This is a genomic window from Paenarthrobacter sp. 10L412 (genome assembly GCF_056395565.1).
In genome coordinates this window covers 71,817-97,453 of record NZ_JBFTJT010000012.1, presented here as the reverse complement: position 1 = coordinate 97,453, position 25,637 = coordinate 71,817, and the positions used below count along the sequence as shown (strand labels likewise).

Below are 25,637 nucleotides of genomic sequence, written 5' to 3'. Positions count from 1 at the left end.
GCGGCGCCGCCCCTTCCCGGGGCAGCGTCGCCGTTGCGCTTTCCGTCTAGATTCGGGCGTTGCGGGGCCACTCTGCGCCCCATCCACGCCCCATGGCACGCACACCAGGCCGCACAACGCAGGGGATCCGAGAGCCATACTTCTCCCGGACAGCACTCCTCCAGTACAGTGGTCCCAGCTTCAAGAGAGGTGGCGCCAAGCTCCGACTGGCCACACACCAACCCCATGTTCACGGGTGGTTCGGATGAGGAAGCGGCCCGCCCCGGACCAGAGACAACCGAGCGGGCAAGAGCACTCCCCAAAGGAGCAGTCCTTGCCGTACCAAGCCCTCAGCACCCCCGCCGAATCCGAAGCGCCCACCGTCCCGGTGATTCCCGGCGTCGACCTTGTCCTTGGGACGGTGACCCTGTTCGTGAACGGTGGCCTGAGCCGGTTCCGGCACCACGAAGCGCACCTGATAGCACAGGCCCTTGCCCAGGCTGTGCGTCCGTCGCGGTGGTGTGATTCGTCGAGGACGTTGACGGTGACTGTTGCAGCGCTCGGGCGTCCGGCGGGACTGGAGCGGCATTTCAGATTCGGTGAAGACGGCCCTGCCTAGAAGAAAACGGTCCTAGAATTCTTCGTCTTCTTCCCCACGGAATTCTTCGGTTTCATCCAGGGGGACAACCCGCTCGTCGTCATCCGGGACGTCGATTTCCTCCACCCAGGGTTCGTCGACTTCCTGGTCATCGCTGTAGTCGTAAGCGGGGTCTGATTCGATGGTCTCCCGTTCCGGGTGGTTGGCGTGCGGTTCGGTGGTGTCCATGCTGCAACCTCCGTCTGGTGGGCTGGCAAGCAGCCTGCTGACCGAGTGCGGGGAGGGCCCCCGCCCCTGTCCTTCCATCTGAGCACTGTGCTTGAAGAGGGTCAAGGCACGCCCGGAGCAAGGCAGGATCTAGCCCAAAATTAAGGCACGCCGAACATTCCCGCTAAGGAATACCGGCCAAAAATCCGCGCCAATAAGCGGTACAGTGGGCGTGCAATGGGGCCGCAACTACCCCACCCAGCACAGGAGAAAAAGTGCAGAAGCACCAGGAATCCCACGGTTCGTCGAGCCCCGCTCCGGACCCCGCCCCCGGATCCGGAACACCGCCCCAACCAGTCCCACCCACGGCCGCGGACATCAGGCGCTGGCGTCAATACCTGGCCGACGAGCGGGCCGAAGCCGCCGTCTACCGGGAACTCGCCCAGCGTCGTGACGGCGAAGAACGCCAGATCCTGCTCGCCTTGGCCGAGGCAGAGGGAAGGCACGAGGCACACTGGCTCAAGCTCCTCGGAGAGCACGCTGGTATGCCGAAGGGAGCTTCAACCCGGAGCCAGCTGCTGGGCTTCCTGGCCCGGCACTTTGGTTCAGTGTTCGTGCTCGCCTTGGCTCAGCGCGCGGAAGGCCGCTCCCCCTACGGTGCCGAACCTGCCGCGACCCCGGCCATGGTTGCCGACGAACAAATCCACGAAGAAGTTGTCAGGGGCCTTGCCACCCGTGGACGCAACAGGCTCTCCGGTACCTTCCGCGCCGCTGTTTTTGGTGCCAACGACGGCCTGGTGAGCAACCTTTCACTGGTTATGGGTATGGCCGCAACGGGCGTTCCCAGCCCGGTGGTGCTCATGAGCGGAGTGGCCGGATTGCTGGCCGGCGCCCTGTCCATGGGTGCCGGCGAGTACGTTTCGGTCCGCTCGCAAAGGGAGTTGCTCAACGCCACGCTGCCCACGCAGGCTACCCTCACAGCCGCCCCGTCTTTGGACATTGAGCACAACGAGCTCGTGCTGGTGTATTTGGCCCGGGGCATGACCCGCGAGGCCGCCGAGCACCGCGCCGCCGAACGCATGGGACTCTTCAGTTGCGACTGCGATCCCAGCCTCTCCTTGCAACCCGAAAAGGAGCAACCCGCCGACGACCACGAAACCGTGGGGTCTGCCTGGGGTGCTGCGATGTCCAGCTTCTGCTTCTTCGCCTCCGGTGCGATCGTGCCCATCCTTCCGTTTATTTTCGGCATGACGGGTGTGGCGGCACTGCTGGTAGCCGGTGTTCTGGTGGGCATCGCGCTCCTGGCGACTGGCGCCGTCGTCGGACTGTTGTCCGGGACCTCACCGCTGAGCCGTGGCTTCCGGCAGCTGGCGATCGGCCTGGGTGCCGCAGCCGCCACCTATGGGCTTGGCCTCGCGTTCGGAACGATGATCGTCTAGGCGGTAATGTTGGTTCGTCCTCCGCGCGGCCCCGCGTGACCGGGGCGTAGGGAATGGAGAACCGTGGATTCGGAGCAGCCGCCGTTGCGCGCGCCAAAACACCGTCGTGCGGGCACAACCCTCCGAATTCTTCGCGGCGTTCTCATGGCCGGTGTAGCCGCCGTCGTGGCTGTCCTTGTCAGCGGTTTGCTCCACGGCGATCCGCGGATCATCGGGCTGTTTCCGGGCGTGGCCCTGCCCAATTCGCCCAAAAGCGAGCCGATCCAACAGACCCCGGCCCGCGCCCTGGACGCGCCGCCTCCAGGAATCGACGAGGCGGACGCCCCGCTGGCATCGCCGCCGCCCCCAGCCAACGCCAGCGATTCGTACAAGTTCCTGGCAACCAACGACGACGGCACTCCGGTGGGGTACTCGCCGTGCCGCCCCTTGCACTACGTGGTAAATGACGCCACCGCACCGGAGGGTACGGATGCACTGCTTGCCACCGCAATCGCCAATATTTCCGCAGCGTCCGGAATCCAGTTCATCAACGATGGCAGCACCGATGAGTTGCCTACCGCTAAACGCGAACCGTACCAACCGTCCAAGTACGGTGACCGGTGGGCACCGTTGCTGATTTCATGGACCACGCCCGAGACGGCTCCGGCGCTGGCTGAGACCGTCATCGGTACGGGCGGCAGCACCATGTACTCACTCAACAATGGTCCCAAGAGCTACATCACGGGCAGCCTGGAGCTCGACACCCCGCAAGTAGCGGAGCTTCTTGCGGAGGAGGGCGGTTCGGACTACGTGCTGGCCGTTATGCAGCACGAGCTGGGGCACGTCATGGGTTTGGATCATGTTGATGATCCGGTTCAGCTGATGTACCCGGAGATCGGCGCCCCTGACGGATTGGCTGCCGGCGACCTGAACGGCCTTCACCTCCTGGCCTCGGCTCCTTGCCGCAAGGACATCTGAAGCAGCGCAGCTTCTCATGAATCGCCATGGACTCGCGGTCCCATGGGTTCTATCCTGACGGAAGCGGCCGACGGCGGCGCCCCACCGTCCGATTGGGCCGTCCCGTGAGGGGGTTCGATGGAACCTTATGGGTCGCCAGAGTGGCCAGACCCCTATCCCCCGCCGCCCTACCAGCATGCCACGCCACCGCCCAGGCCCCCCATCAAACACAGCAGCATCGCGGCCATCCTGTTCCTGTTCGGCGTCCTCGGTTTGGTCTGCGCCGGCGCCTACTTCAGCGGCGAACTGCAAAGTTTCTGGTCCGATTCCACGACGCAGAGCCAAGCGCCACGGCCCGGACTGGTTCCCTTTGGCCAACGTCAGGATCCGCTGCCCGGCTTTGAGGAAGCCGACGCACCACTGGGCAAGCCGGCGCCGTTGCAGCGGACCAGCACTTCCTACAAATTCCTGGCCGTCAAGGAGGACGGAACTCCCCTGGCATACTCCCCTTGCAGGCCGATCCACTACGTGGTGAACTCGGATCTGGCCCCCACAGGCTGGTATTCCATGGTGGAGGACGCAGTCCGGCAGGCCAGCCTCGCCTCCGGGCTGCAGTTCATTTATGACGGTCCGACGTCCGAAATCCCCAGCACCAACAGGGCCGGCTACCAGCCCACCACGTACGGTGACCGCTGGGCGCCTGTGCTCATTGCCTGGACCACGCCGGAGCAGGTGCCGCGGCTGACGGGACAAACGGTGGGCCTGGGCGGAAGCTCTTCCATCGGCCTAAGCAACGGCTATAAGGCGTATGTAACTGGCTCGGTATCGTTGGATGCACCCCAGTTCGCCGGGATCATGGACTCACCCCAGGGCAAGGAAGTGGGCACGGCCGTGATCATGCACGAGCTCGGACACGTTCTTGGTTTGGACCATGTGGATGACCCCCGCCAGCTGATGTACGACCAAGCCTCGTGGGTTCGCGAGTACGCCACCGGGGACAAGACGGGCCTTGCCCAACTCGGCTCCGGCCCCTGCAGCAAGGATTTCTAGCCCGCGGCCACCACTGCGAGCGCGTCCTCCACTGTGTCCACCAGGAAGATCCTGTCCGCCATGGGCCTCCCCGCCGCGAGGCTGCGCAGCATCGGCCACGCCGGATAGGTCTGTTCCCAATGATCGCGGCCCACCAGGACCATGGGAGTGATGGTTTCAGGGGCGCCGTAATAGTTTTCGCAGGCGTCCTGGAAGATCTCCTGCACGGTTCCGGCCGAACCGGGCAGGAACACGATCCCGCCGTTGCAAAGCTTCAGGAGGATCGCTTCCCGGATCGCGTTGGCGAAGTACTTGGCGATGTGGGTGGCGAACAGGTTTGGTGGCTCGTGGCCGTAGAACCAGGTGGGTATGCCCAGCGTCGCGGTGCCTTCCGGGTAGCGTTCGACGACGGCGGCTGCTTGCCGCGCCCAAGCCGACACCGAGGGCCTGAACCCGGGTACGGACGCGAGCGCTTGCAGCGCTGCGGTGGAATCGGCGTCGGGCAGTCCGCTGAGGTAGGCGCCCATGTTGGCTGCTTCCATCGCGCCGGGGCCACCGCCGGTTGCCACTGTGAATCCGGCCTGCGCGAGCAAGCGACCCAGCCGCGCGGCGTCGGCGAATTCCTTGGTTCCGCGCTGCGCTGCGTGTCCGCCCATGACGCCCACGAGTTTGGTGCCTGCCAGGTCACCGTCTTGCAGCAGTTCATCCAGGGCGTCGCCAATCGCGTGGTCGTGGAGGGCTGCGGCGAGCGTTGCGTCAAGGCTTGCACGCTTCCCGGGAAGGATGCTCCACTCATAAATCCGCGCGTCCAGGGTGGCTTCATAATCGGTAGCGGAAATGTCCTCGTAGAGTTCCCTGGCTGTGTAGAGGGTGCCGCGATACGGGTTGAAGGGCACGCCGCGCATCTTGGGAAAGATGAGCGCGCCGCGGCTTCGAAGGCTCTCCTCGATGCCGTCGTCGAAAGTGCATCCCAGAAAGATCGCGCCCTGCGGGTCCATCATTTTCAGTTCCCGCGAGCGGCCGCGGAGGTCCAGCGACTGTGCGTGCCAGCCGTGCATGGATCCCGCCCCGGAAGTAACCAGTTTGTCGAAATGGACGATGCTTTCGACATCGAGCGTCCGTGGACTTGGGTTCAAGGCACCGGAGGGATTCATGGCATCAGCGTAGTAGTGCTCAACGGCTTGCGTCCCGTTTACGCGCAGGGCGATGTTCCGTTGCATGATGAAGCATGAAGACTTCAGATGAGGGCGGCGCTGGCGCCCGGCCGCGTATCGGAGTTCCGATTCGCCTTAGCAGCTCGGACAACCCCGACGCCCGCGTGGGCGAAGCCAACCAACTGTTCACCTTGATTGTGGATTTGCTCCGTGAAGCCGGAGCGCAGCCGGTGTTGCTGACCCCCGTTTCGGCCGACAGCGCGGGGCGTCTGGCCTCCGTCATGAAAACGCTCGACGGGGTGCTGCTGCCCGGTGGCGGGGATCTGGAACCGCGTCTTTATGGCCAGGACCCGGACGATTCGGTATATGACGTCAACCCGGAACAGGACCATCTGGACATTGACGTCGCCCGGGCCACGATCGACGCCGGCCTTCCGCTGCTGGGGATCTGCCGCGGCCATCAGTTGTTGAACGTGCTCTATGGCGGGACGTTGATCCAGGACATGGCGCCGTCTGCCGTCAACCACAACGGATTGAATCCCGACGATCCCGCGGCCGGTGAGTGGGCATGGCATGACGTTGTGCTCGCACCGGGATCGAAGACCGCAGCCCTCTATGGCGCGCCGGAGGGGACCTCCATCAAGATCGCCTCGGGGCATCACCAGGCCGTGGCCAGGGTGGGTGAAGGCCTGGTGGTCACGGCCATCGCCGACGACGGCACAGTGGAAGCGCTTGAGGACCCTTCCCGCTGGGTGGCCTCGGTGCAGTGGCATCCCGAAGCTTCCCAGCTTCCCGATAACAAGCGGCTGGCGCCCTTTAAGGCGTTCGTGGAAGTGTGCCGGAACCCTATTCAGGCTCGCCCCGGAGGAGTACAGTAGCGCTCACTGCATCGCTTTCCGTTCCACTGAGAGTTCGGCTAGCGCATAACTCCATTGGAATGACGTCCTGCGGGCGTCGTAAATTTGCCGGCTGGGGGGCCCAACATCTGCTCAAAGGAGCATGGTTGTGGACCGTCCAAAATACGTCCGTCGTCCCAGTCGTCCGGAACGGCAACCCCATTTCTTCAGGCGCCTCCTAAGCCTGCTTCTTGGTCCGACCCTGGCCTTCGCGGGACTCGTCGTGTTTTCGGGTGCCCCCGCAGTGGCAGCCGTACCACCGTGCGCAGGTACCGGCGGGGCCATGCAGATCGTGGCCCACACCGACGATGACCTGCTTTTCCTCAGCCCGGACTTCATGAGGGACATCCAGGCCAAACGCTGCGTCCAAACGGTGTTCACCACGGCGGGCGAGGCCGGCGAGGGTGCCGCCTACTGGAAGAGTCTGGAAGCTGGAATCAGGGCCAGCTACTCCAAGATGGCGGGGGTTTCTGATTCCTGGACGACGTCGGACGCAGGCGTTCCCAACCGTCCGCTGACGATGCAAACCCTCAATGGCGCACCCAACATCTCGGTAGTGTTCATGCGGCTCCCCGATGGTTTCCCGAACGGTGACGGCAGTGCGGAGTACAACGATCAGAGCATCCTCAAACTCTGGGATGGACGGCTTTCCTCCATCAGGCCCGTGGACAATGCGGCCACGTTCACCAAGTCACAGTTCCAGACGGCGCTGAACCGGCTCGTGGCCAACTTCCAACCGACCACATTCCGAACACAGGATTGGACCGGCAACTTCAACAACCCCTACGACCACAGCGACCACTGGGCAACCGCCAAATTCGCCCAGCTGGCTACGCGTAGCTACACCGGCCCCCACACTTCCCTGGCCTACGACGCATATGTGATTGACGAGTACCCCCAAAATGTGACGGGTGCTGAACTCACCACCAAGGTGGACACCTTCGTGCGGTTCGCGGATTTCGACATGTATATCTGCAGCAGTCCTGGCGAAGGATGCCCCGATTCCCCTTACGATGAGTGGCTGAAACGGCAATACATCACAGCCATTGAGTGGGTGGGCAACGCCGCTAAATCGGCCGGGACCACCGTCACGGCGTCATCCCAGAAAGCAACAGCCCAGAGTCCGGAGAAAGCCCGGGATGGGTACGCGTGGGGCACCCCCATGGACGCAACGCGTGAGTGGGTAACAGCCGGAGAAAAGGCCGGCAGCTGGATTCAGTACAACTTCTCCCCCACAAGGACCATCAGCTCGGTGACATTGTTCGACCGGCCGCTCCTCTCGGACCAGGTCACCGGAGGAAACCTCCTGTTCTCGGACGGAAGCACAGTCACAGTCCCTGCGCTTCCCAATAATGGTTCCGGACTCACCATCAACTTCCCGGCAAAGACCGTGAGCTCCGTGCGTTTGAACATCACCTCAGTCAGCTCCACAACCACCAACGCCGGTTTGGCCGAGTTCGAGGCCTACCTGGGAACGGACAACGTTGCCCCGGTGGTTACTGCGACGCCTCCGGGTGGAACGTACGCTGTGGGCCAGTCCATAACCCTCACCGCCAATGAGACGGCGACGATCTACTACACCACGGACGGCAGCAACCCCACGACGGCGAGCAGCAAGTACGCCAGCCCCATCCCGCTGAATGGCCCGATGACCCTGAAGTACTTCGCCGTTGACGGCGCCAACAATTCCTCGGCGGTGGCCACCCAGACGTACTCCACGGGCCCGGATATCACCAAGCCCGTGGTGACAGCCAACCCTGCGGGCGGGGCCTACGCCGCAGGCACCACCATCACCTTGTCCGCCAACGAGCCGGCGGAAATCCGCTACACGGCGGACGGCACCGATCCTCTCACGGCGGGACTGGTTTACACCGCGCCAATTACGTTCAATGGGCCGGGCCCGATGACCCTGAAGTACTTCGCGAAGGACACGGCTGGAAATACGTCCGACGTCGCAACACAGACGTACACGATTCCGCCGGACACCACGGCCCCAGTGGTAACGGCCAATCCCACCGGACGGGCCTTGGCCAGCGGCGCCACGATCACGCTGAGCGCCAACGAGCCCGGGGCGGCCATCTACTACACCACGAACGGCAGCACCCCCATGGCCACGGAATCTGCTACCAACATCAAGTACTCCAGCCCGATCGTGATGGGCAGTTCCACCCTGACGCTCAAATACATAGGCGTGGACACCTCAGGCAACACCTCGCCCGTGGGCACCCAGACTTACACGGTTCCTGTAGCCGGACCGCCGTCGGCCCATGACTTCAACGGCGACGGCCGCGCTGACGTCCTGGCGGCGGACACCGCCGGCAACCTGTACTTGTACCCGGGCAACGGTGCAGGCGGACTCGCTCCCCGGCAGCTTGCTTTGGCTGCGCCGGCCTGGTCAGCCAACACGGACACCATCACCCCGGGTGACTTCAACAGCGACGGAAAGCCGGACCTCCTGGCACGATCCGGGGACGTCCTGTGGTTCTACCCTGGTGACGGTGCTGGCAGCTTTGGCGCACGGAAGCAGGTCAGCATCGGTTGGAGCACCATGACGCAGATCTTCTCACCAGGGGATTTCAGCGGTGACGGTATTCCCGATTTCATGGCACGTCGCAGCAACGGCGACCTCCGTTTGTATGAAGGAAATGGTGCTGGAGGACAGCGGACTCCCTACACCGTCGGCTGGGGTTGGGGCGTCATGAACGCCATCTTCAGCACTGGTGATTTCAACAGCGACGGCAAGGCAGATGTACTGGCGCGGCGCACTGATACAGGCGCATTATGGCTATATCCGGGCAATGGTTCCGGGGGCTGGCTGCAATGGACGCAGATCGGGACGGGCTGGGGAACCCGCACTGCGCTGGCCGGGCCACGGGACCTTGACGGCGACGGTAAGAACGACGTCGTAGGCCGCATCGGAGACACTTTGTGGCTCTATCCCGGATCGGGAAGCGGAACGCTCAGCAACGTTCCGCCCGTTAGCCTCGGCTCGGGTTGGCAGGCCATGAAGGTCATCGCCTGATCAGCCCCCATAGACCTGGCGCGGGTCGGAGTTTTCCCCCAGACTCATCCGGCCCGCGTCAGCTACGTCCGATCCTCTCTCACATCGGGGCCCCTTTCAGCCGATCCTCTCTCACCTCGGGGCGACTTTCGGCCGATCTTCTCTCACCTCGAAGCCCATTTCGGTCGATCCTCTCTCACATCAGGGCACCTTTCGGCCGATCGTCTCTCACCTCCCCCGCGCAGTAGCTCCCGACGTCGGCACCCAAGTCAGGTGCCGACGTCGTGGCTTTCCTGAAGCAAGGGAGAGATGACCGCCGGCAATCCCCAAGGATGTGAGAGAGGATCGGGAAAAGAGCCGCAGGATGTGAGAGAAGATCAGGCAGCGACGCGGACCGGGACGCCGGTTTCGAGGGATTCCTGGGCGGCGTCGGCCACCTTGGAAGCAGCGACGGCGTCCTCGGGGGTGCACGGATTCTTGCGTTCCCCGAGGACCAATTCCACAAACGCAGCCATCTCGGAGCGGTAGGCCTGGTCGAAGCGCTCGGCAAAGGTCTTGTGGGAGATGCCGGACGGGAAGGCAACCCCTGGCTCAGCCGAACGGACAGCCATCTGTTCATCCATGCCAACCACCACCGAGCCATCAGAGCCCTGGAGTTCCAGGCGGACATCATGCCCGGCCCCGTTGTAACGGCTGGCTGAGACCGTACCTACCGTGGCGTCGTCGAAAGTTACTACTGCCAAGGCGGTATCGACGTCGCCCACCTCACCGATTGCGGGGTCGCCATTGTTGGAGCCCTTGGCATAGACCTCCACGATTTCCTTGCCCGTGAGCCAGCGAAGGATGTCGAAATCGTGCACGGAGCAGTCCCGGAACAGGCCGCCCGAGGTTGCCAGGAACTGGACCGGCGGCGGGGTCATGTCGCATGTGAGGGCACGGACGGAGTGGATCCAGCCCAATTCCCCGGCCTCGTAGGCGCGTTTGGCTTCAAGGTAGCCGGCATCGAATCGGCGTTGGTGGCCGATCTGCACGGTTCCGCCCTTCTCCCGGATGTACTCCAGGACAGGCAGGGACTGGTCAACATTCACAGCCACCGGCTTCTCGCAGAACACGGGAATTCCGGCATCCACGCCGGCGCGGATGAGGTCCGGGTGTGTCGCCGTGCCGGTGGCGATCACCAGTCCATCCACACCCGAGGAGATCAACTCCTCCACCGAACCCATGAATTCCGCTCCACATTCGGCAGCCACGGATCGGGCGTGTTCCTCCGCCACGTCGGTGAGCTTGAGTTGGACCTGAATACCTTCGGGGTTCAGGACCTGGTTGAGCGCGCTGATGTTCTTGGCGTGCATTACACCGATCCGGCCAACACCCACCAGGCCGAGGGTCACTTGCTTCATCATTATCTGTCTCCGTCAGTGCAGCAGAAGTTGATTCCTAAGGGGATTCTTGAGGCGACACTAAACCTTGTCAGTTTGTCCTGTCAAATAGTGCTAACGGCAGAAGCGTTCAGGGCCGCGTCAGCATCCTTAAGGACCTTTGCCGCAACTTCAAGTCCCTCAATGCGGCCCAGGGAAACGTCCTCGTGTTCGATGTTGACCAGCATGTTGGGATCGACGTCGTGGAGGGCCCGGAGGAACTCGGTCCAAAAGGCCGTATCGTGTCCACGGCCCAAGGCCACAAAGTCCCAGGCCGAGTTCTTGGGCCATTCGTTGGCCCACTCGTCGCCGCCCAGGTTGGTGCGGTTTTCCTGGGCTGAAAGCCGTCGGAAGCTGTTGTCCAATACGCCGTACAGCGCAGCGTTGTCCTTGTTCACGCGGACGTCCTTCGCAGCTGCCTGGAACACCAAAGGGCCGAGCTCCCGGACCACTGCTACGGGGTCCATCTGCTGCCAGAACAGGTGCGAGGCGTCCAGTTCGACACCAACATGGGTGGCACCGGTGAGCTCAATGAGTTTGTAAACATCAGCGGTGTTGAACACGACGTTCTGCGGGTGCAGTTCCAGCGCCACCTTGACGCCGTGATCAGCAGCAAGGCGGTCCGTTTCCTTCCAGAACGCAGCGGCCACATCCCACTGGTAATCCAACACGTCCAGGGCCGCAGAGTTCCAGGCGTTGACTACCCAGTTGACGGTGGACGCTCCAGGCTCGCCACCCGGCAGGCCGGACATGGTGACAACCCGGTTCTGTCCAAGTCGATGGGCCAGGCGAATGGAACGGCGGATGTCTTCGGCATGCTTCTCACCGATTTCCCGCTTCGGATGCAGCGGATTGCCGTTGCAGTTCAGGCCAGCGATGGAAACGCCGGTGCCCTCGAAGATCGCAAGGTAGTCGTCGCGGGCGGCGTCGCTTTCCAGAATCTGGTCAAAGGTGGGCACGTGCACGGCGGGCAGGAATCCGCCAGTGTTGATCTCGATCCCAGTGAGACCAAGATCGGCAATGACCTTCAGCGCTTCGGGAAGCGTCCGGTCGTGCAGGATCGCGTTGTAGACGCCGAGCTTCATAGCGTGATCTTCTTTCCGTTGTTCAGGCTGGATTCAGTGACGGCGTTGAGGAGTTCCATGTTGCGGACGCCTTCATCGAAGGTGGCGCAGCGGGGCAGGGATGCTTCTGCGCTGAGCCCGGCGACTTCTTCGAGGAACGCGCGGGCCTGATAGCCGAACGCGTCGTTCTGGCCAAAGCCAACTTCCGGGGCGTCCATGGCGAGGCCTCCGGCGATGTACGGATGTCCCGGGCCGAGGATGACCTGGCGGTAGCCGTTCTCGTTACCCGAACCGTCATTGAGGAAAAGCTGGATTTCGGACGGGCGGCGCTGATCGAACTTGGCGGCGCCGTTCTCGCAGAAGACCTCGAACTGGAGGCTGTTGGCGTGGCCGGCTGCAACGCGGGAGACCTCGAAGCTTCCGGCGCCGTTGGTGAACTCTGCGTTGAAGGCTGCGTAGTCGTCATTCTCCACCGCTTCGAACGTGTCGCTGACGGCCACGTGATCGTGACCCATCACGGCACTCAGCGGAAGGGGTCGCTTGGCAATCGCTGTGGCGAGCCGGCCACCGCTGACGGACTTGATATCGCCGCACAGGAATTCGGAGACATACGTCAGGTGACTTCCGACGTCGGCCAGCGCACCGGAGCCGGGCCCGCCTTTGTATCTCCAGCTCATGGGAGCCGAAGGGCTGAAGCCGTAGTCGGTCCAGTACCGGCCACTGAAGTGCAGGACGTTCCCGAGAACGCCGTTCTGGATCAGGTCACGGATGTAGGCGATGCCCGGAGTCCGGCGGAAGGTGAAGCCAATGCGGGCGAGGGTTCCACGCGCCTCTGCTTGCCGGGCGGCGTCTGCCATGGCCCGGGCATCGGCCAGGGTATCGCTGAGCGGCTTCTCGCACAGCACGTGCTTGCCGGCGGCGAGCAGGCCTTCCACGACTTCGCGATGGAGGGAGTTGGCGATGACCACGCTCACCACGTCAATGTCATCGGCCTCGGCGATTGCCTGCCAGGACGTATCGTTGCGCTCGTATCCAAAGCGCCGGGCAGCCAGGGAACCAAATTCAGCATTCACGTCCCCAATCGAGACGAGGCGGAGCTGTGGCAGTACCGGGCTGTACAGGGCAGATGCCGTGCGGTACGCGGCGGCGTGGGTTTTGCCGGCCATACCTGCACCGATGACGGCGACGCCGAGACTTTCAGCCATTGATTTCTCCTTTGAAATTTCGCCGTGCCATGAGGCATGAACGGCATTTTGTAGCGCTACAATTTTTGCACTGGGTTTGAGCGTAGCTATGTCTATATGTCCTGTCAATCCTTAACCGGCTATCCTCGAGGACAGACACGAAAGGCACACCGATTCCGTTGAACAACGCACAGACCCGACGCCCCACCCTCTACGACGTCGCCACCCAGGCCGGAGTCTCGCCGTCGTTGGTTTCGTTGTTCCTCAAGGACCCGGGGAGGATCAGTGAAAAGCGTCGGGAGGCCGTCCAAAAGGCCATCCACGATCTTGGCTACCGACCCAGCCGGGCTGCCACCACTCTTGCCAGCAACCGCACCAAAAGCATCGGCCTGGTCATCGACGACTACCGCAACCTCTGGTTCGTCGATCTCCTCCGCGGTATGGAATCCGTCCTTTCGGATCTCGGCTACCACGTCATGCTCGCGGACTCCAGGCCTGGCGCGAACCGCATCAAGGAAGCCACGGACGGCCTGCTGGCCATGCACGTGGACGCCTTGGTCCTGGCCGCCGAGCCCAGCGAACCGATGCTCGCTGGAACGTGGGTCCCCACTGTAGTTGCCGGATGGCGGAAGGGCGTTCCGACAGGTGCGGACCTGATAACCAACGACGACGACCGCGGGGGCAGCATGGCAGCGGACCACCTGCTGGGGTTGGGCCACAGCCGGATCGGCCACCTTTCCGGGTCCGACGGCGCGTCAGCACACCGGCGCGCCGGTTACCAAAGCGCCCTGGAGGCTGCCGGAGTCGAAGTCGTCATCGGTGAGACTGAAGGAACGTCTGAAGAAGACGGGTACGGAGCCGCTTGCTGGCTCTTGGACCACCACCCCGGCACTACAGCGATCTTCGCCGCCAACGACACCATGGCTCTGGGTGCTTTCGCCGCCATCAAAGCCCGCGGACTTTCCGTGCCCAACGATATTTCGGTGATCGGGTACGACAACTCCCCGTTGGCCAAGTCCCGCTTTCTGGACCTCACGTCCATCGATAACCGAAGCGACCTTGTGGGGGTGGACGCAGCGCGAAGGCTGCTGGACCGGATCGACGATCCGGCGTTGGAGCCGGAGCGGAAGCTCATCGCGCCGACGCTGGTACTCCGCGGCACGACGTCGGCTGTTCACTAGGAGCCGTTCACTAGAGAGGCCGGACACGACTCCGCCCGGAGCCATCAGGCGCTCCGGGCAGAAGTCCGCCGAACAACCCTAGTGCCGCTTCGTGGCACCCTCCGGTGCAGCGTCAGCCACACCCGCCACCTCAGCCTTGACCTCCTCAAGGGCATCGGAGTGCCCGCCGAGCTGCTCCAGCTCATGCGCCAGCTCCGCGAGTTCTGCACCGCCGGCCATTTGGGCCGTCAGCTCATCCAAGGTGATGTCCTTCTTGTCGTAATAACCGATCGACTTGCCGCGCTTGAGCAGCAGGAAGCGGTCACCCACGGGGAATGCGTGGTGCGGGTTGTGGGTAATGAAGATTACGCCGAGGCCGCGGTCGCGGGCCTGCAGGATGTACCGAAGCACCACGCCGGACTGCTTCACGCCAAGCGCGGCTGTGGGCTCATCCAGGATCAGCACCTTCGCGCCAAAGTACACGGCCCGGGCGATGGCGACACACTGGCGCTCGCCGCCCGAGAGCTGACCGATGGGCTGGTCAACATCGCGGAGGTCGATGCCCATCTCGGCCAGCTCCTTGAGCGTGATGTCCTTCATCTTCTGGACATCCATGCTCTTGAACGGACCGAATCCGCTGATCAGTTCCGAGCCAAGGAAGAAGTTGCGCCAGATGGGCATCAGTGGAACCACGGCCAGGTCTTGATACACGGTGGCGATACCGGCGTCGAGCGCGTCCCTGGGTGAATTGAACTTCCGGGCATCGCCCATCACCTGCAGGGTGCCTTCGTCGTGTTGGTGCAGGCCCGCGATAATCTTGATCAGCGTTGACTTGCCGGCGCCGTTGTCGCCCAGGACGCAGGTGACCCGGCCGTTGTCCACCGCCATGGTTACATCGCGCAGGGCGATGATGTTGCCGTAGTGCTTGCCTACTCCCTCGAGCGAAAGCAGGTGCACGGGTGTGTGCGTCAACGGGTCCTTCTCGTTTTTCAGCAGTGTCTGCTGGTCGATCTGTTGTGCGTTCATTGTTCCGGCCCCTTACTTGAGCTCTGCCCGGCGCTTGACGATCAGATTCACGATGGTGGCCAGCAGGAGCATCAAGCCCAGGAAGAACTTGAACCAGTCTGGATTCCATTGTGCGTACACGATGCCCTTGTTGGCCATGCCAAAGATGAAGGCACCGATGGCGCCGCCCACGGCCGAGCCGTAGCCGCCTGTCAGGAGGCAACCGCCGATGACGGCAGCAATGATGTAGAGGAACTCGTTGCCAACACCTTCACCGGACTGCACGGCATCGAAGGCAAAGAGGTTGTGCATGCCCAGGATCCAGCCGCAGAAACCAACGGCCATAAAGAGGCCGATCTTGGTCTTGGTCACCGGGACGCCAACTGCGCGGGCAGCATTGGCATCACCGCCCACTGCGAAGATCCAGTTGCCAACGCGGGTGCGCAACAGGATCCACGATGCCACTGCCACAAGGATGATCCAGAAGAACACCGTGATCTTGACTTCCACGCCGCCGATGCTGATGGAGGACGCGAATACCGCTCGTGCCGATTCGAACCCGTCCAGCTTGGAGATCGACGGCGAGGAGACGCTGCCGCCGATAAGGCGGGTCAGTGCCAGATTGAGGCCCGTCAGCATGAGGAAGGTCGCCAGGGTGACGATGAAGCTCGGAAGTTTGGTCTTGACGAGAATCCAGCCGTTGATGAATCCAATGCCCAGCGAGACAACCAGTGCCAACGTGACACCAACCCATGCATTCGTTGAGAAGTTCCAGCTGAAGAGCGAGGCGGTCAGGGCGGAAGAGATCACAGCCACACCGGTGGAAAGGTCGAACTCACCGCCGATCATCAGCAGGGAAACTCCTACGGCCATGATGCCAATGGTTGAGGACCCGTACAGCACGGTGGCGAGCGCGTTCGGCTGCGTAAACGTCTGGGAAACAGACGCGAAGAAGATGAAAAGGACAACTGCTCCGACCAGTGCACCGACCTCGGGCCTTGCCAGGAACTTTTGGACCGGACTACGGCGTCCGACCCGTTCGTCGCCAGGCGATGTCGCCGGCGGCAGGGTTGCTGTGTTTGCCATGGGAATGACTCCTTGTTGGTCAGGCTGCGCGGCGGTCTCCCGCCGCGCAGCCTGATGCCTGGATCTAGCGGACGCCCTGCTGGGCGAACTTGAGGACATCGGAGGCGTTGGTCTTGTCTACGATGGTTGGTCCGGTCAGGACCGGCTGCCCGCCGCCGATCTTGAAGCCGCCGCGCTTTGCCTGCCACAGGGCATCAACTGACATGTAGCCCTGAAGCCACGGCTGCTGGTCAACAGTGAAGATCACTTGGCCGTCTACGATCTTCTGGGCGAGATCGGCGTTGAGGTCGAAGCTGGCCACCTTGGCCGAACTGCTGGCGTCAGTGACCGACTTGAGCAAGGTGAGGGTGATGGGGGCGCCGAGACCGATGATCACATCAGCATCTTTGGACGCCTGGAGCTTTGCTGTGGCCGTTGACTGGACCGCGGTCATGTCCTTGCCATCAACGTAGAGGATTTCCGTTGCCGGGACCTTGGCCTTCACGCCGGCGCAGCGAGCTTCCAGGCCCACGTGGCCTTGCTGCTGGATGACGCACACAGGGTGCTTGTAGCCTTCTGAAGCGAGCCGCGTGCCAACTGCCTCGCCTGCGAGCTGTTCGTTGGATCCGAAGTGCGTGAAAGCGCCCAGCTTGCTGGAAACCGATTCACCCGCATTGAGGCTCACCACGGGAATACCAGCATCGGTGGCCTTTTTCAGCACATCCTTCAAGGCGTCCGGAGTTGCCAGTGTGACAGCAATGCCATCCACCTTCTGGTCGATGGCCTGCTGAACAAGCTGCGCCTGGCGCCCGGCTTCGGGATCGCTGGTGTACAGGAGTTCCACGTTGTCCTTGCTTGATGCTTCCTCTGCGCCCTTGCGGACGATGTCCCAGAAGGTGTCACCAGCCGCTGCGTGCGTAATGAGGGCCACCTTAATGCGTGCCGTGCCTGCTGCTTGTCCGGCCGCTGCACCTCCCCCGGAATCTGCCGGCTTACCACCCTGGCTCGAACAGGCGCTCAGGGCCACCAATGGAACCACTGCTGCGACGAGCGCCGCTTTGCGCCACGAGAATTTTGCCACCGTTATCTCCTTTGATGTCAGCTTCGGGCGTCCGGGGACTCGTGCCCGGATCGCCTGCTACCTCGATCATGGTGACTCGTCTCACACTTTGTCAATAGTTTGTCCTGACATTAGGATGTTTTTACGTAAGTTCCTCGAGTAGATGACGCCACGACAGGGCCGGGAGTCACTTCCTTGACCAGCACAGCCCGGCTGCTATTATCAGAAAAAGGCAGTATGTCCTATCAAGAGAACATGAGCGGACATACTCATCCATCCGGCCGGGATACTGCTTCCCCGGCCGGGCTTCCGCAGGTAGGAGAAACCAGTGGCGAACCAACTCAGCCTCAGCATCGACCGTTCGTCCCCGGTGCCGCTCTATCACCAAGTGGTCCAGGGAATCGAAGCCGCCATTCACAGCGGCGTCCTGGAACCGGGCAGCAGGTTGGACAACGAAATCGACCTTGCTGCACAGCTCAATCTGTCACGCCCCACCATGCGGAAGGCCATGGACGAACTGGTCCGCTCGGGCCTTCTGGTCCGTAAACGCGGCGTCGGCACGCAGGTTGTTTCAAGCCAGGTCCGGCGTCCCTTGGAACTCTCCAGCCTTTTCGATGACCTCAGCAATAACGGCAAGAAGCCCACAACAGATGTGCTCAGCTTCTCCCATGTGGAGGCCGACGCCGCCACACTCACCGCGCTTCAGCTGCCGCCCGGGTCAAAGGTCTACCACTTCACCCGCCTCCGCAAAGTCGGCGGCAAGCCCCTGGCGCTCATGGAGAACTGGGTCCGTGACGACATCACCAGCATGGACGAAGCCCAACTCGGCAGCGAAGGACTCTACGCTATCCTTCGCCGCGGCGGCGTGAATTTCCGATTGGCATCCCAGCGCATCGGCGCCATGATCGCCAATGACTACCAGGCTCCCCTCCTCGAAGCCGAAGTGGGTTCGGCGCTTGTGACCATGGAGCGCACCGCGGTGGATGACACGGGACGCATGGTTGAAACGGGACACCACGTCTACCGCGCCGATTCCTACAGCTTTGAAATGACACTCGTACAGCGCTAACGCAAGGACACATACTTATGGCCAACTGGGTCTACCCGCTGGGAACAGCCACCGACGGCAAATGGGACATCTCGCTCGGCACTTCCGATTCCACTCTCGCGATCGACGGCTGGGCTCATACGGGACTGAAGGTTGCGACGCTTGAGGCTGGTGCCGCCGTCGAGCTTCCTGCCGCTGCGGAAGAGCGCATTGTGGTTCCGTTGAGCGGTTCCTTTACCGTCACGGTCGACGACGACGCGTACAGCCTCGCGGGCCGGCATTCGGTTTTCCACGGGCCAAGTGACGTCCTGTACACAGGTATCAATAAGGCCGTCACCATCAGCTCGCACGACGGCGGCAGGGTGGCGGTTGCCACCGCACCGGCCAAGGCTGGGTACCCGACCCGCCTGATTACGGCAGCCGAGACCCCCGTAGAGCTCCGCGGCGCGGGCAACTGCTCCCGGCAGGTCCACAACTTCGGCACTCCGGCCGCGCTTGAAGCTGATCGCTTCATTGTTTGCGAGGTCATCACCCCTGCCGGCAATTGGTCCTCCTACCCTCCCCACAAGCACGATGAGGAGAAGGAAGGCGAGACCAGCCTGGAGGAGATCTACTACTTCGAAACGCGCATCGCCCCGGACTCTCCTGCCCCGGCGGACTCAGACGCAATCGGCTACGCCCGCGTCTACGCCTCCGATGACCGGCCCATCGATGTCTCCGCGGAGGTCCGCACCGGTGACGTGGTACTGGTCCCCTACGGCTGGCACGGGCCGGCCATGGCGGCTCCCGGCTATGACCTCTACTACCTGAACGTTATGGCAGGCCCCGGACGCGTGCGCGACTGGCTCATCAGCGATGACCCCCACCACGGCTGGATCCGCCAGACCTGGGACGGCCAGGACGTCGACGCCCGGCTCCCGTTCGGCGCCTAACCGAGCTTGTGCATAGCTAAGGCCCCCTGGATGACGTCCAGGGGGCCTTAGCTGTACACAAACTACCTATTTTGTCCCGGCGATGTAGTCGTTCATCGTCTTGAGCTGGTACCTGGAAACGTCCTCGGCATTCTCGTCCTCTGCGAACACCGAAGAAACCATGACGGTGTTCTCCTTATCCAGGAATCCGATCTCCTTCAAGCCACCGAAGAACTCGTCCCAGTTCACATCCCCGTCACCGATCTTGAGGTGCTGGTGGACGCGGACAGCGTTGCCCGGCGGGTTGGTGATGTACCTAAGGCCGTGCGAGGCGTGGTGATTCATCGTGTCAGAGACGTGCACCAGGCGGAGCTTGTCGCCGGCTGCACGCATGATCTCCAACGGCTTGTTGCCCATATGGAAAGTGTGGGAGGCAACGTAGACCATGCCGATGTTCGGGGAGTTCACGCCCCGGATCACGCGCAGCGCAGCCAGTCCGTCTTCCACGAAGTCGTCCGGGTGGGGATCAATGAGCACATCCATGTCTTCGCGCTCAATGATCGGCAGGAGTTCCTCCATGGAGCGGTAGAACGCGCGTTCGGACTCCTCGGCCTTCTCCGGGCGGCCGCTGAACTCCGTGTTCATGGTCTGGACCCCGAGATCGACGGCGATCTGGATGGCCCGCTTCCAGTAGCGGACCGCAGCTTCCCGGGCGTCCTCATCGGGTCCGGACCACCGCAGGACGGGCAGGACGGAGGCGATTTCGACGCCGGCATCCTTGCACGCTGCCTTCAGCTTGCCCACAAGCTCGTCATCAGCCTTGGGGTGGTTGAAGAACGGGATGAGGTCCGCATGAGGGGTCATCTGCAAGTACTTATAGCCGAGATCTGCTGCCACACGCGGGAACTCGAGCAGCGTATGGCTGTGGTGGAACGGAGTGGGGTCAAGGGCAATCTTCATATCAGTGTCCCTACTTGTAGAGATCCGGCTTGGTGTTCAACTGGACCTTGACCTTTTCGCCCGACTTCTGTGTCTCGACGCCGGCCTCGCAACAGGCAGCGGTGGCATAACCGTCCCAGGCGGTGGGACCGCCAATTTCGCCGCGAAGGGCGGCATCAACCCAAGCCTGGACCTCGACGTCGTACGCTGCTCCGAAGCGCTCCTCGAAGCCCGGAGTGACGCTGCCGCCCCACTTGCCAGCGGACTGGATGTAAGGGCCACTGTCCCCGCCGATGCTCACGATGCCATCCTCGAAGGACGCCTGAGTGGCAACCTGGTAGCCGAACTTGGCGTTGACGTAAATCTCGACGTCGGCCAACACCCCGGATTCAGTTTCAAGAAGCACATGCTGGGGGTCGTGCTGGCCATTCGGGGCGTTGCGCGTAGGCTTCCCCAGACGGACTTGCACGGACGTGATTTCCTCGCCGGTGAAGTAACGGATGGCGTCGAACTCGTGAACCACGGAGTCGTTGATCAGCATCTCGTTGGTGAAGCCTTCAGGCGTGCTTGGGTTGCGGTGCTGGTGGTGCAACATCAACAGCTCCCCCAATTCACTGTTGCGGATGATCGAACCCAGCGCCGAGTACTCGGCATCAAAGCGGCGCATGAAACCCACCTGGATGCGCTTGTGGCCCAATGCCAGTTCAGCCTGGACAACCTTCCACGCGCTTTCTGCATCCGGTGTCAGCGGCTTCTCGCAGAGAATCGGGAAGTCCTTCTCCAACGCCTTGTACAGGATTTCCTCGTGCAGGAAGCCCGGCGTAGCGATCAGGACGGCGTTGACGTCACCATTGTTGAGCGCCTCATCGGCACTGGACAGCGCCACGGCGCCGTCGATTCCTTCAACGGCAGCCTGCGCGCGGGCAAGGTCAACATCGACGACGGCGGCCACTTCAGCGCCGTGGATGCGGGTGCTGAGGCGCTTGATGTGGTCCGCACCCATGCGGCCTGCGCCGATGACGGCAACGCGGAGAATCTTTGTCACTTTTCTATCCTTCGTGAGGTTCGTTCTTGTTACTGGACCCGCGTGCGGGAGCCGCAGGAGAGCAGATAGTTGCGGGTTCGCTTGGCGATCGGCATCGGCACATCGAACGCTACCGGGTACATGTCCTGTTCCACGATGCCGAAGATCGGCCGGTTGAGGCCTTCCACGGCTTCAATGACGGCGCGCAGGTCCGGCAGGCCGTTCGGCGGCTCGGTCATGACGCCGGCCAGGTTGGCAGCAGCCCAGGTCATGTTCTTCTCGTTGACCTCCGCCAGGACCTCCGGGTTGATCTGCTTGAGGTGCAGGTAACCGATCCGGTCCGGGTAATTCTTGATGAGCTCCAGGCTGGAAGCGCCACAGTATTCCGCGTGGCCCGTGTCCAGGCAAAGGTTCAGGTACCGCGGATCCGTTGCCGCCAAGAGGGTTTCAATGTCCTGCTGAGCGCCAACGTGCGAGTCGGCGTGGGAGTGGAACTGCTGGTGCAGGCCAAAGTCCTCCAACAGGACCTTGCCCATCCGGTTGTGGCCTGCGAAGAGATCAGCCCACTGCTCGTCGGTCAGTTCGCCGTTCTCTACGGCCTCGCCCGTGACGTCGTCGCGCCACATAGCGGGGATAACCACAATGTGTTCACCACCCATGGCCGCAGTCAGTTCGGCCACCTTGCGTGCCGGCTCCCAGGCTTCGTCGTACTGCTTGGCACCACGGTGGAAGGCGGTGAACACCGTTCCGGCAGTGACCTTGAGGTCGCGCTGCTTGAGCTCTTCTGCCAGACGGGTGGGGTCGTTCGGCAGGTAGCCATAGGGACCCAGCTCAATCCATTTGTAGCCGGATTCAGCAACCTCATCCAGGAACCGTTCCCACGGAGTCTGCTGGGGGTCATCGGCAAACCACACGCCCCAGGAGTCCGGGGCGGTGCCGATGATGAGCTTGTTCTCAACGTCAGTCATGACAGCAGTGTCTTTCTTTAGGGCTGATTGGGATTGCCGTTAGTTGGAGGGGAAGTTGTAGGAGGCGCCGGAGGCGTGGGTGGGTTCTGGCCAGCGGGAGGTGATGACTTTGCCGCGGGTGTAGAAGGAGACGCCTTCGGGGCCGTAGATGTGTTTGTCGCCGAAGAGGGAGTTCTTCCATCCGCCGAAGGAGTGGTAGGCCACGGGGACGGGCAGGGGCACGTTGATGCCGACCATGCCCACTGTCACGGAGCGTTGGAAGGTCCGGGCCGCGGCGCCGGATGAGGTGAAGATCGCGGTGCCGTTGCCGTAGGGGTTGGCGTTGATCAGCGCGATGCCTTCGGCGAGGTCGGCGACGCGGACCACCACCAGGACGGGTCCGAAGATCTCCTCCGTGTAGGCGGTCATTTCGGTGCTGACGTGATCGATCACGGTCGGGCCGACCCAGAAGCCTTCTTCGTGGCCGGGGACCACGAGATCCCGGCCGTCCACGACCATGGCAGCACCGGCGGTTTCGGCTTCGGTGACGATCTTCAGGATGCGTTCCTTGGAGGCCGGGGTGATGACCGGGCCCATGTCCGCCCCGGGTTCGGTGCCGTTGCTGACTTTGATGGCCAGGGCGCGTTCTTGGACTTTCTTCACGATCAGATCAGCGGCGTCCCCGACGGCGACGGCAACGGAGATCGCCATGCAGCGCTCCCCCGCGGAGCCAAAGGCAGCGGCGGCGAGGTGGTCCGCGGCGTTGTCCAGGTCAGCGTCGGGCATCACGATGGCGTGGTTCTTCGCCCCGCCCAGGGCCTGGACGCGTTTGCCGTGCTTCGTGGCGGTCTCGTGCACGTACTGGGCGATCGGGGTGGACCCAACAAAGCTGATGCCGTCCACGTCCGGGTGGGTCAGGAGCCCGTCGACGGTTTCCTTCCCGCCGTGCAGGACCTGGAACACCCCATCCGGCAACCCGGCCTGCTTCCACAACTTCGCCAGCAGCATCGGGGCGGACGGGTCACGTTCGGAGGGTTTGAGGATGAACGCGTTGCCGGTGGCGATCGCCATCGGGGCCATCCACAGCGGCACCATGACGGGGAAGTTGAACGGGGTGATCCCTGCGACCACGCCGAGGGGTTCGCGGAAGGAGAAGACGTCGATGCCGGTGGAGACCTGGTCCGAGTAGTCACCCTTGAGCAGGGACGGGATACCGCAGGCGAACTCGATGACTTCCAGGCCACGGCCGATCTCGCCCTTCGCGTCGGAAAGGACCTTGCCGTGCTCGGCCGTGATCAACTCGGCGAGCTCATCCACGTGCGCGGCGACCAGCTCACGGAACTTGAACAACACGCCCGTGCGCTTGGCCAGGGAAATATCACCCCAGGACTCCGAGGCTTTCTTCGCAGCAGCCACCGCAGTGTTCAAGTCAGCTTCGTTCGCCAGGCGCAACTCGGCGGTCACCTGCCCGGTCGCGGGGTTGTAGACGGGCTGGGTGCGGTCGCCAACGCCTGCGGACTCGGCGCCGTTGATGAAGTGGTTAATGGTGGTCAGTGTGGTCGTCGTCGACATGCGGACTTCCTTTAGTCTGTGGCTTCAAAAGCTGTGGGGTCTGTGTTGGGAGTTAGCCGAGCAGCTTGCGCTGGCGGTTCTTCTGCTGCGTGTAGCTCGTGTAGGCCTGCTGGGTGGATTCGAGGTCCGAGACCTGGGAGACGGGAACGTCCCACCAGGACTCGGAGCTGGGGGCGTCCAGCAGAGGATCGGACTCGACGTGGATGACGATCGGGCCGGTTTCGGGGGCTGCCTTGGCTTCCTTGATGGCAGCGCCGAGGGATTCGATGACGTTCTCGCCCGGTTCGATCCGGATGACCTTCGCGCCCAGGGACTCGGCGTTGGTGGCCAGATCGATCGGCAGGTGCTCACCGGCGTCGAAACTGTGTTGTTCCTTGTCCAGGACCCGGTATTGCGTCCCGAAACGCTGGGAACCGAGCGACTCGGACAGGGACCCGATGGAAGCGTAGCCGTGGTTCTGGATCAGGACCACGATCAGTTTGATGCGTTCGGCGACGGCGGTGACCAGTTCGGTGTGCATCATCAGGTAGGAACCGTCCCCCACCATCACCACGACATCCCGGTTGGGACCGCCGGCAGCGGCTTCGGCCAATGCTGCGCGCTTCACGCCCAACCCGCCGGGGATTTCGTAGCCCATGCAGGAGTACGCGTATTCCACGTGGTAGCCGAACGGGTCCCGGACCCGCCACATTTTGTGCAGGTCCCCGGGCAGGGAACCCGCGGCGCAGATGACAACGTCCTGGTCATCCATGGCCTTGTTCGTGGCACCGATGATCTCGTTCTGGGCCGGCAACGGCGTGAACCGGGTCTCGAACGCTTCGTCCACGATCGCGTTCCAGCGCTTCTTCTCCGCCGCGACCTTCTCTTCAAGGTCAGCACCCACACGGTAGCCGCCCAGTGCCTGGTTCAGTTTCACCAGGGCCTTGCGGGCGTCAGCGACGATCGGGAGGGTGGTGCCGTGCTTGTAGGCATCGATTGGGGCGACGTTGATGTTCACGAACTTCACGTCCGGGTTCTGGAACGCGGTGCGGGAGGCGGTGGTGAAGTCTTCGTAGCGCGTGCCGATCCCGATGACCAGGTCCGCGTCGGCTGCGATGGCGTTGGCCGCCGTCGTGCCCGTGGACCCGATGGCCCCCAGGGAATGCTTGTGGTCCCACGACAGGACCCCTACACCAGCTTGCGTGTTGCCCACCGGAATCCCGGTGAGTTCAGCGAACGTGGCGAGTTCCTCGTTGGCGTAGGCGTAGAGCACGCCGCCGCCGGCGATGATCAGGGGGCGCTTCGCGGCCCGGATGGCTTCCACGGCGCGGCGGATGTCCTCGTCCTCGGCCTCGGGACGGCGGATCCGCCAATCACGCTCCGCCAGGAATTCTTCCGGGACGTCCAGGGCCTCGGCCTGGACGTCCTGCGGCAAGGAAATGGTCACTGCGCCGGTCTCGGCCGGGTCCGTCAGGACACGCAGGCCGTGGTGGAAGGCCGAGAACAACTGCTCCGGGCGGGACACCCGGTCAAAGAACTTCGACAACGGACGGAACGCATCATTGACCGTGATGTCGTACGCATACGGCAGCTCCAACTGCTGCAGCACAGGGTCAGCTGCACGGGTGGCGAACGTGTCACTCGGAAGCAGCAGCACCGGCAACCGGTTCGTCGTGGCCAGGGCGGCACCGGTCAGCAGGTTCGAGGAACCCGGACCAATCGAGGTGCTGATCGCGAACGTCTGGCGCCGGCGCGTGTGCCGGGCGTACCCCACGGCCTGGTGCGCCTGGGCCTGCTCATTGCGGCCCTGGTAGTACGGCATGATGGACGGATCCGCTGCCTGGTACTGCTTCAAAGCCTGACCAACACCGGCAACATTGCCGTGCCCGAAGATGCCGAACATGCCCGGGATCAGGCGCTCACGGTACTCCTGGCCACCGATGGAATCCACCGTGTACTGCTTGGAAAGGAACTCGACCACGGCCTGGGCCACGGTCATCCGACGGGTTGCTGTTCCTGTTG

At 62.9% G+C, this 25,637-nt stretch carries 22 protein-coding genes and 1 riboswitch; of the genes, 9 read left to right on the top strand and 13 right to left on the bottom strand.

Features of this window, described 5'->3' with window-relative positions; genetic code table 11:
• Nucleotides 1-178 precede the first annotated feature (178 nt).
• Nucleotides 179-298: riboswitch (SAM riboswitch) on the top strand.
• Nucleotides 299-313: 15 nt separating this feature from the next.
• Nucleotides 314-598: a hypothetical protein gene (locus AC1DD7_RS17555; RefSeq protein ID WP_477515990.1), complete on the top strand. Its 285-nt coding sequence runs from the start codon at nt 314-316 to the stop codon at nt 596-598.
• A gap of 12 nt (nt 599-610) precedes the next feature.
• On the opposite strand, the gene AC1DD7_RS17550 is transcribed toward AC1DD7_RS17555, so the two are convergent.
• A complete protein-coding gene (locus tag AC1DD7_RS17550) occupies nt 611-805 on the bottom strand; it encodes a hypothetical protein (protein WP_224093790.1) in 195 nt (64 codons plus the stop codon).
• A 254-nt stretch (nt 806-1,059) separates the two neighbouring features.
• Between AC1DD7_RS17550 and AC1DD7_RS17545 the strand changes: the two genes are divergently transcribed.
• The 3 genes from AC1DD7_RS17545 (at nt 1,060) to AC1DD7_RS17535 (ending at nt 4,209) form a co-directional block, all read left to right on the top strand.
• Complete coding sequence (locus AC1DD7_RS17545) at nt 1,060-2,223, top strand: VIT1/CCC1 transporter family protein (RefSeq protein WP_477515989.1); 1,164 nt, start codon at nt 1,060-1,062, stop codon at nt 2,221-2,223.
• Nucleotides 2,224-2,367: 144 nt separating this feature from the next.
• The gene (locus AC1DD7_RS17540) at nt 2,368-3,180 is read left to right on the top strand and encodes a matrixin family metalloprotease (RefSeq protein ID WP_477516031.1); all 813 of its coding nucleotides are present in this window, start codon (nt 2,368-2,370) and stop codon (nt 3,178-3,180) included.
• 117 nt (nt 3,181-3,297) lie between these two features.
• Nucleotides 3,298-4,209 carry a matrixin family metalloprotease gene (locus AC1DD7_RS17535; protein ID WP_477515988.1) on the top strand — a complete coding sequence of 304 codons (912 nt, stop codon included), beginning with the start codon at nt 3,298-3,300 and terminating at the stop codon, nt 4,207-4,209.
• Here the strand turns inward: AC1DD7_RS17535 and AC1DD7_RS17530 are convergent.
• On the bottom strand, nt 4,206-5,342 hold the full coding sequence (locus AC1DD7_RS17530; protein WP_477516030.1) for an LOG family protein: 1,137 nt from the start codon (nt 5,340-5,342) through the stop codon (nt 4,206-4,208). The genes AC1DD7_RS17535 and AC1DD7_RS17530 overlap by 4 nt on opposite strands.
• A 74-nt stretch (nt 5,343-5,416) precedes the next feature.
• On the opposite strand from AC1DD7_RS17530, the gene AC1DD7_RS17525 reads away from it, so the two are divergent.
• Nucleotides 5,417-6,220, top strand: coding sequence for a gamma-glutamyl-gamma-aminobutyrate hydrolase family protein (locus tag AC1DD7_RS17525; protein ID WP_477515987.1), 804 nt, complete (start codon nt 5,417-5,419; stop codon nt 6,218-6,220).
• A gap of 121 nt (nt 6,221-6,341) precedes the next feature.
• A complete protein-coding gene (locus AC1DD7_RS17520; protein ID WP_477515986.1) occupies nt 6,342-9,260 on the top strand; it encodes a chitobiase/beta-hexosaminidase C-terminal domain-containing protein in 2,919 nt (972 codons plus the stop codon).
• 356 nt (nt 9,261-9,616) lie between these two features.
• Here the strand turns inward: AC1DD7_RS17520 and AC1DD7_RS17515 are convergent, their stop codons facing one another.
• The 3 genes from AC1DD7_RS17515 to AC1DD7_RS17505 form a co-directional block, all read right to left on the bottom strand.
• Complete coding sequence (locus AC1DD7_RS17515; protein ID WP_477516029.1) at nt 9,617-10,639, bottom strand: Gfo/Idh/MocA family oxidoreductase; 1,023 nt, start codon at nt 10,637-10,639, stop codon at nt 9,617-9,619.
• A gap of 83 nt (nt 10,640-10,722) precedes the next feature.
• Nucleotides 10,723-11,742 (bottom strand): sugar phosphate isomerase/epimerase family protein, encoded by a 1,020-nt coding sequence (locus AC1DD7_RS17510; protein WP_477515985.1) that lies wholly within the window; start codon nt 11,740-11,742, stop codon nt 10,723-10,725.
• Entirely contained in the window at nt 11,739-12,926 is a 1,188-nt protein-coding gene (locus AC1DD7_RS17505; RefSeq protein ID WP_477515984.1) for a Gfo/Idh/MocA family protein, read from the bottom strand. Before AC1DD7_RS17505 ends, AC1DD7_RS17510 begins: the two co-directional genes overlap by 4 nt.
• A gap of 158 nt (nt 12,927-13,084) precedes the next feature.
• Here AC1DD7_RS17505 and AC1DD7_RS17500 point away from each other — a divergent pair, with 158 nt between their 5' ends.
• On the top strand, nt 13,085-14,086 hold the full coding sequence (locus AC1DD7_RS17500) for a LacI family DNA-binding transcriptional regulator (RefSeq protein ID WP_477515983.1): 1,002 nt from the start codon (nt 13,085-13,087) through the stop codon (nt 14,084-14,086).
• A gap of 78 nt (nt 14,087-14,164) precedes the next feature.
• On the opposite strand, the gene AC1DD7_RS17495 is transcribed toward AC1DD7_RS17500, so the two are convergent.
• The 3 genes from AC1DD7_RS17495 to AC1DD7_RS17485 form a co-directional block, all read right to left on the bottom strand.
• Nucleotides 14,165-15,091: an ATP-binding cassette domain-containing protein gene (locus AC1DD7_RS17495; RefSeq protein ID WP_431118631.1), complete on the bottom strand. Its 927-nt coding sequence runs from the start codon at nt 15,089-15,091 to the stop codon at nt 14,165-14,167.
• A 12-nt stretch (nt 15,092-15,103) separates the two neighbouring features.
• The gene (locus tag AC1DD7_RS17490) at nt 15,104-16,156 is read right to left on the bottom strand and encodes an ABC transporter permease (RefSeq protein WP_442018312.1); all 1,053 of its coding nucleotides are present in this window, start codon (nt 16,154-16,156) and stop codon (nt 15,104-15,106) included.
• Nucleotides 16,157-16,220: 64 nt separating this feature from the next.
• Nucleotides 16,221-17,216, bottom strand: a complete 996-nt coding sequence (locus tag AC1DD7_RS17485) for a substrate-binding domain-containing protein (RefSeq protein WP_477515982.1) — start codon at nt 17,214-17,216, stop codon at nt 16,221-16,223.
• A gap of 307 nt (nt 17,217-17,523) precedes the next feature.
• On the opposite strand from AC1DD7_RS17485, the gene AC1DD7_RS17480 reads away from it, so the two are divergent.
• Complete coding sequence (locus tag AC1DD7_RS17480) at nt 17,524-18,264, top strand: GntR family transcriptional regulator (RefSeq protein ID WP_477515981.1); 741 nt, start codon at nt 17,524-17,526, stop codon at nt 18,262-18,264.
• Nucleotides 18,265-18,281: 17 nt separating this feature from the next.
• Nucleotides 18,282-19,175: a 5-deoxy-glucuronate isomerase gene (gene iolB, locus AC1DD7_RS17475; protein ID WP_477515980.1), complete on the top strand. Its 894-nt coding sequence runs from the start codon at nt 18,282-18,284 to the stop codon at nt 19,173-19,175.
• A gap of 66 nt (nt 19,176-19,241) precedes the next feature.
• Here iolB and AC1DD7_RS17470 read toward each other — a convergent pair whose 3' ends face one another.
• From AC1DD7_RS17470 to iolD, 5 genes are read right to left on the bottom strand one after another with little or no spacing between them, the layout of a single operon-like run.
• The gene (locus AC1DD7_RS17470; RefSeq protein ID WP_477515979.1) at nt 19,242-20,114 is read right to left on the bottom strand and encodes a sugar phosphate isomerase/epimerase family protein; all 873 of its coding nucleotides are present in this window, start codon (nt 20,112-20,114) and stop codon (nt 19,242-19,244) included.
• 10 nt (nt 20,115-20,124) lie between these two features.
• Nucleotides 20,125-21,138: a Gfo/Idh/MocA family protein gene (locus AC1DD7_RS17465; protein ID WP_477515978.1), complete on the bottom strand. Its 1,014-nt coding sequence runs from the start codon at nt 21,136-21,138 to the stop codon at nt 20,125-20,127.
• 29 nt (nt 21,139-21,167) lie between these two features.
• Entirely contained in the window at nt 21,168-22,085 is a 918-nt protein-coding gene (locus AC1DD7_RS17460; RefSeq protein ID WP_477515977.1) for a sugar phosphate isomerase/epimerase family protein, read from the bottom strand.
• A gap of 39 nt (nt 22,086-22,124) precedes the next feature.
• Nucleotides 22,125-23,636, bottom strand: coding sequence for a CoA-acylating methylmalonate-semialdehyde dehydrogenase (locus tag AC1DD7_RS17455; RefSeq protein WP_477515976.1), 1,512 nt, complete (start codon nt 23,634-23,636; stop codon nt 22,125-22,127).
• 52 nt (nt 23,637-23,688) lie between these two features.
• Nucleotides 23,689-25,614 carry a 3D-(3,5/4)-trihydroxycyclohexane-1,2-dione acylhydrolase (decyclizing) gene (gene iolD, locus AC1DD7_RS17450; protein ID WP_477516028.1) on the bottom strand — a complete coding sequence of 642 codons (1,926 nt, stop codon included), beginning with the start codon at nt 25,612-25,614 and terminating at the stop codon, nt 23,689-23,691.
• Nucleotides 25,615-25,637 lie beyond the last annotated feature (23 nt).

Excerpts from the sequence above, each read along its gene's own strand:
- AC1DD7_RS17550 (WP_224093790.1), bottom strand. The coding sequence starts at position 805 with ATGGACACCACCGAACCGCACGCCAACCACCCGGAACGGGAGACCATC.
- AC1DD7_RS17540 (WP_477516031.1), top strand. The coding sequence starts at position 2,368 with ATGGCCGGTGTAGCCGCCGTCGTGGCTGTCCTTGTCAGCGGTTTGCTC.
- AC1DD7_RS17535 (WP_477515988.1), top strand. The coding sequence starts at position 3,298 with ATGGAACCTTATGGGTCGCCAGAGTGGCCAGACCCCTATCCCCCGCCG.
- AC1DD7_RS17530 (WP_477516030.1), bottom strand. The coding sequence starts at position 5,342 with ATGAATCCCTCCGGTGCCTTGAACCCAAGTCCACGGACGCTCGATGTC.
- AC1DD7_RS17525 (WP_477515987.1), top strand. The coding sequence starts at position 5,417 with ATGAAGACTTCAGATGAGGGCGGCGCTGGCGCCCGGCCGCGTATCGGA.
- AC1DD7_RS17520 (WP_477515986.1), top strand. The coding sequence starts at position 6,342 with ATGGTTGTGGACCGTCCAAAATACGTCCGTCGTCCCAGTCGTCCGGAA.
- AC1DD7_RS17515 (WP_477516029.1), bottom strand. The coding sequence starts at position 10,639 with ATGAAGCAAGTGACCCTCGGCCTGGTGGGTGTTGGCCGGATCGGTGTA.
- AC1DD7_RS17510 (WP_477515985.1), bottom strand. The coding sequence starts at position 11,742 with ATGAAGCTCGGCGTCTACAACGCGATCCTGCACGACCGGACGCTTCCC.
- AC1DD7_RS17505 (WP_477515984.1), bottom strand. The coding sequence starts at position 12,926 with ATGGCTGAAAGTCTCGGCGTCGCCGTCATCGGTGCAGGTATGGCCGGC.
- AC1DD7_RS17495 (WP_431118631.1), bottom strand. The coding sequence starts at position 15,091 with ATGAACGCACAACAGATCGACCAGCAGACACTGCTGAAAAACGAGAAG.
- AC1DD7_RS17490 (WP_442018312.1), bottom strand. The coding sequence starts at position 16,156 with ATGGCAAACACAGCAACCCTGCCGCCGGCGACATCGCCTGGCGACGAA.
- iolB (WP_477515980.1), top strand. The coding sequence starts at position 18,282 with ATGGCCAACTGGGTCTACCCGCTGGGAACAGCCACCGACGGCAAATGG.
- AC1DD7_RS17470 (WP_477515979.1), bottom strand. The coding sequence starts at position 20,114 with ATGAAGATTGCCCTTGACCCCACTCCGTTCCACCACAGCCATACGCTG.
- AC1DD7_RS17460 (WP_477515977.1), bottom strand. The coding sequence starts at position 22,085 with ATGACTGACGTTGAGAACAAGCTCATCATCGGCACCGCCCCGGACTCC.
- AC1DD7_RS17455 (WP_477515976.1), bottom strand. The coding sequence starts at position 23,636 with ATGTCGACGACGACCACACTGACCACCATTAACCACTTCATCAACGGC.
- iolD (WP_477516028.1), bottom strand. The coding sequence starts at position 25,614 with ATGACCGTGGCCCAGGCCGTGGTCGAGTTCCTTTCCAAGCAGTACACG.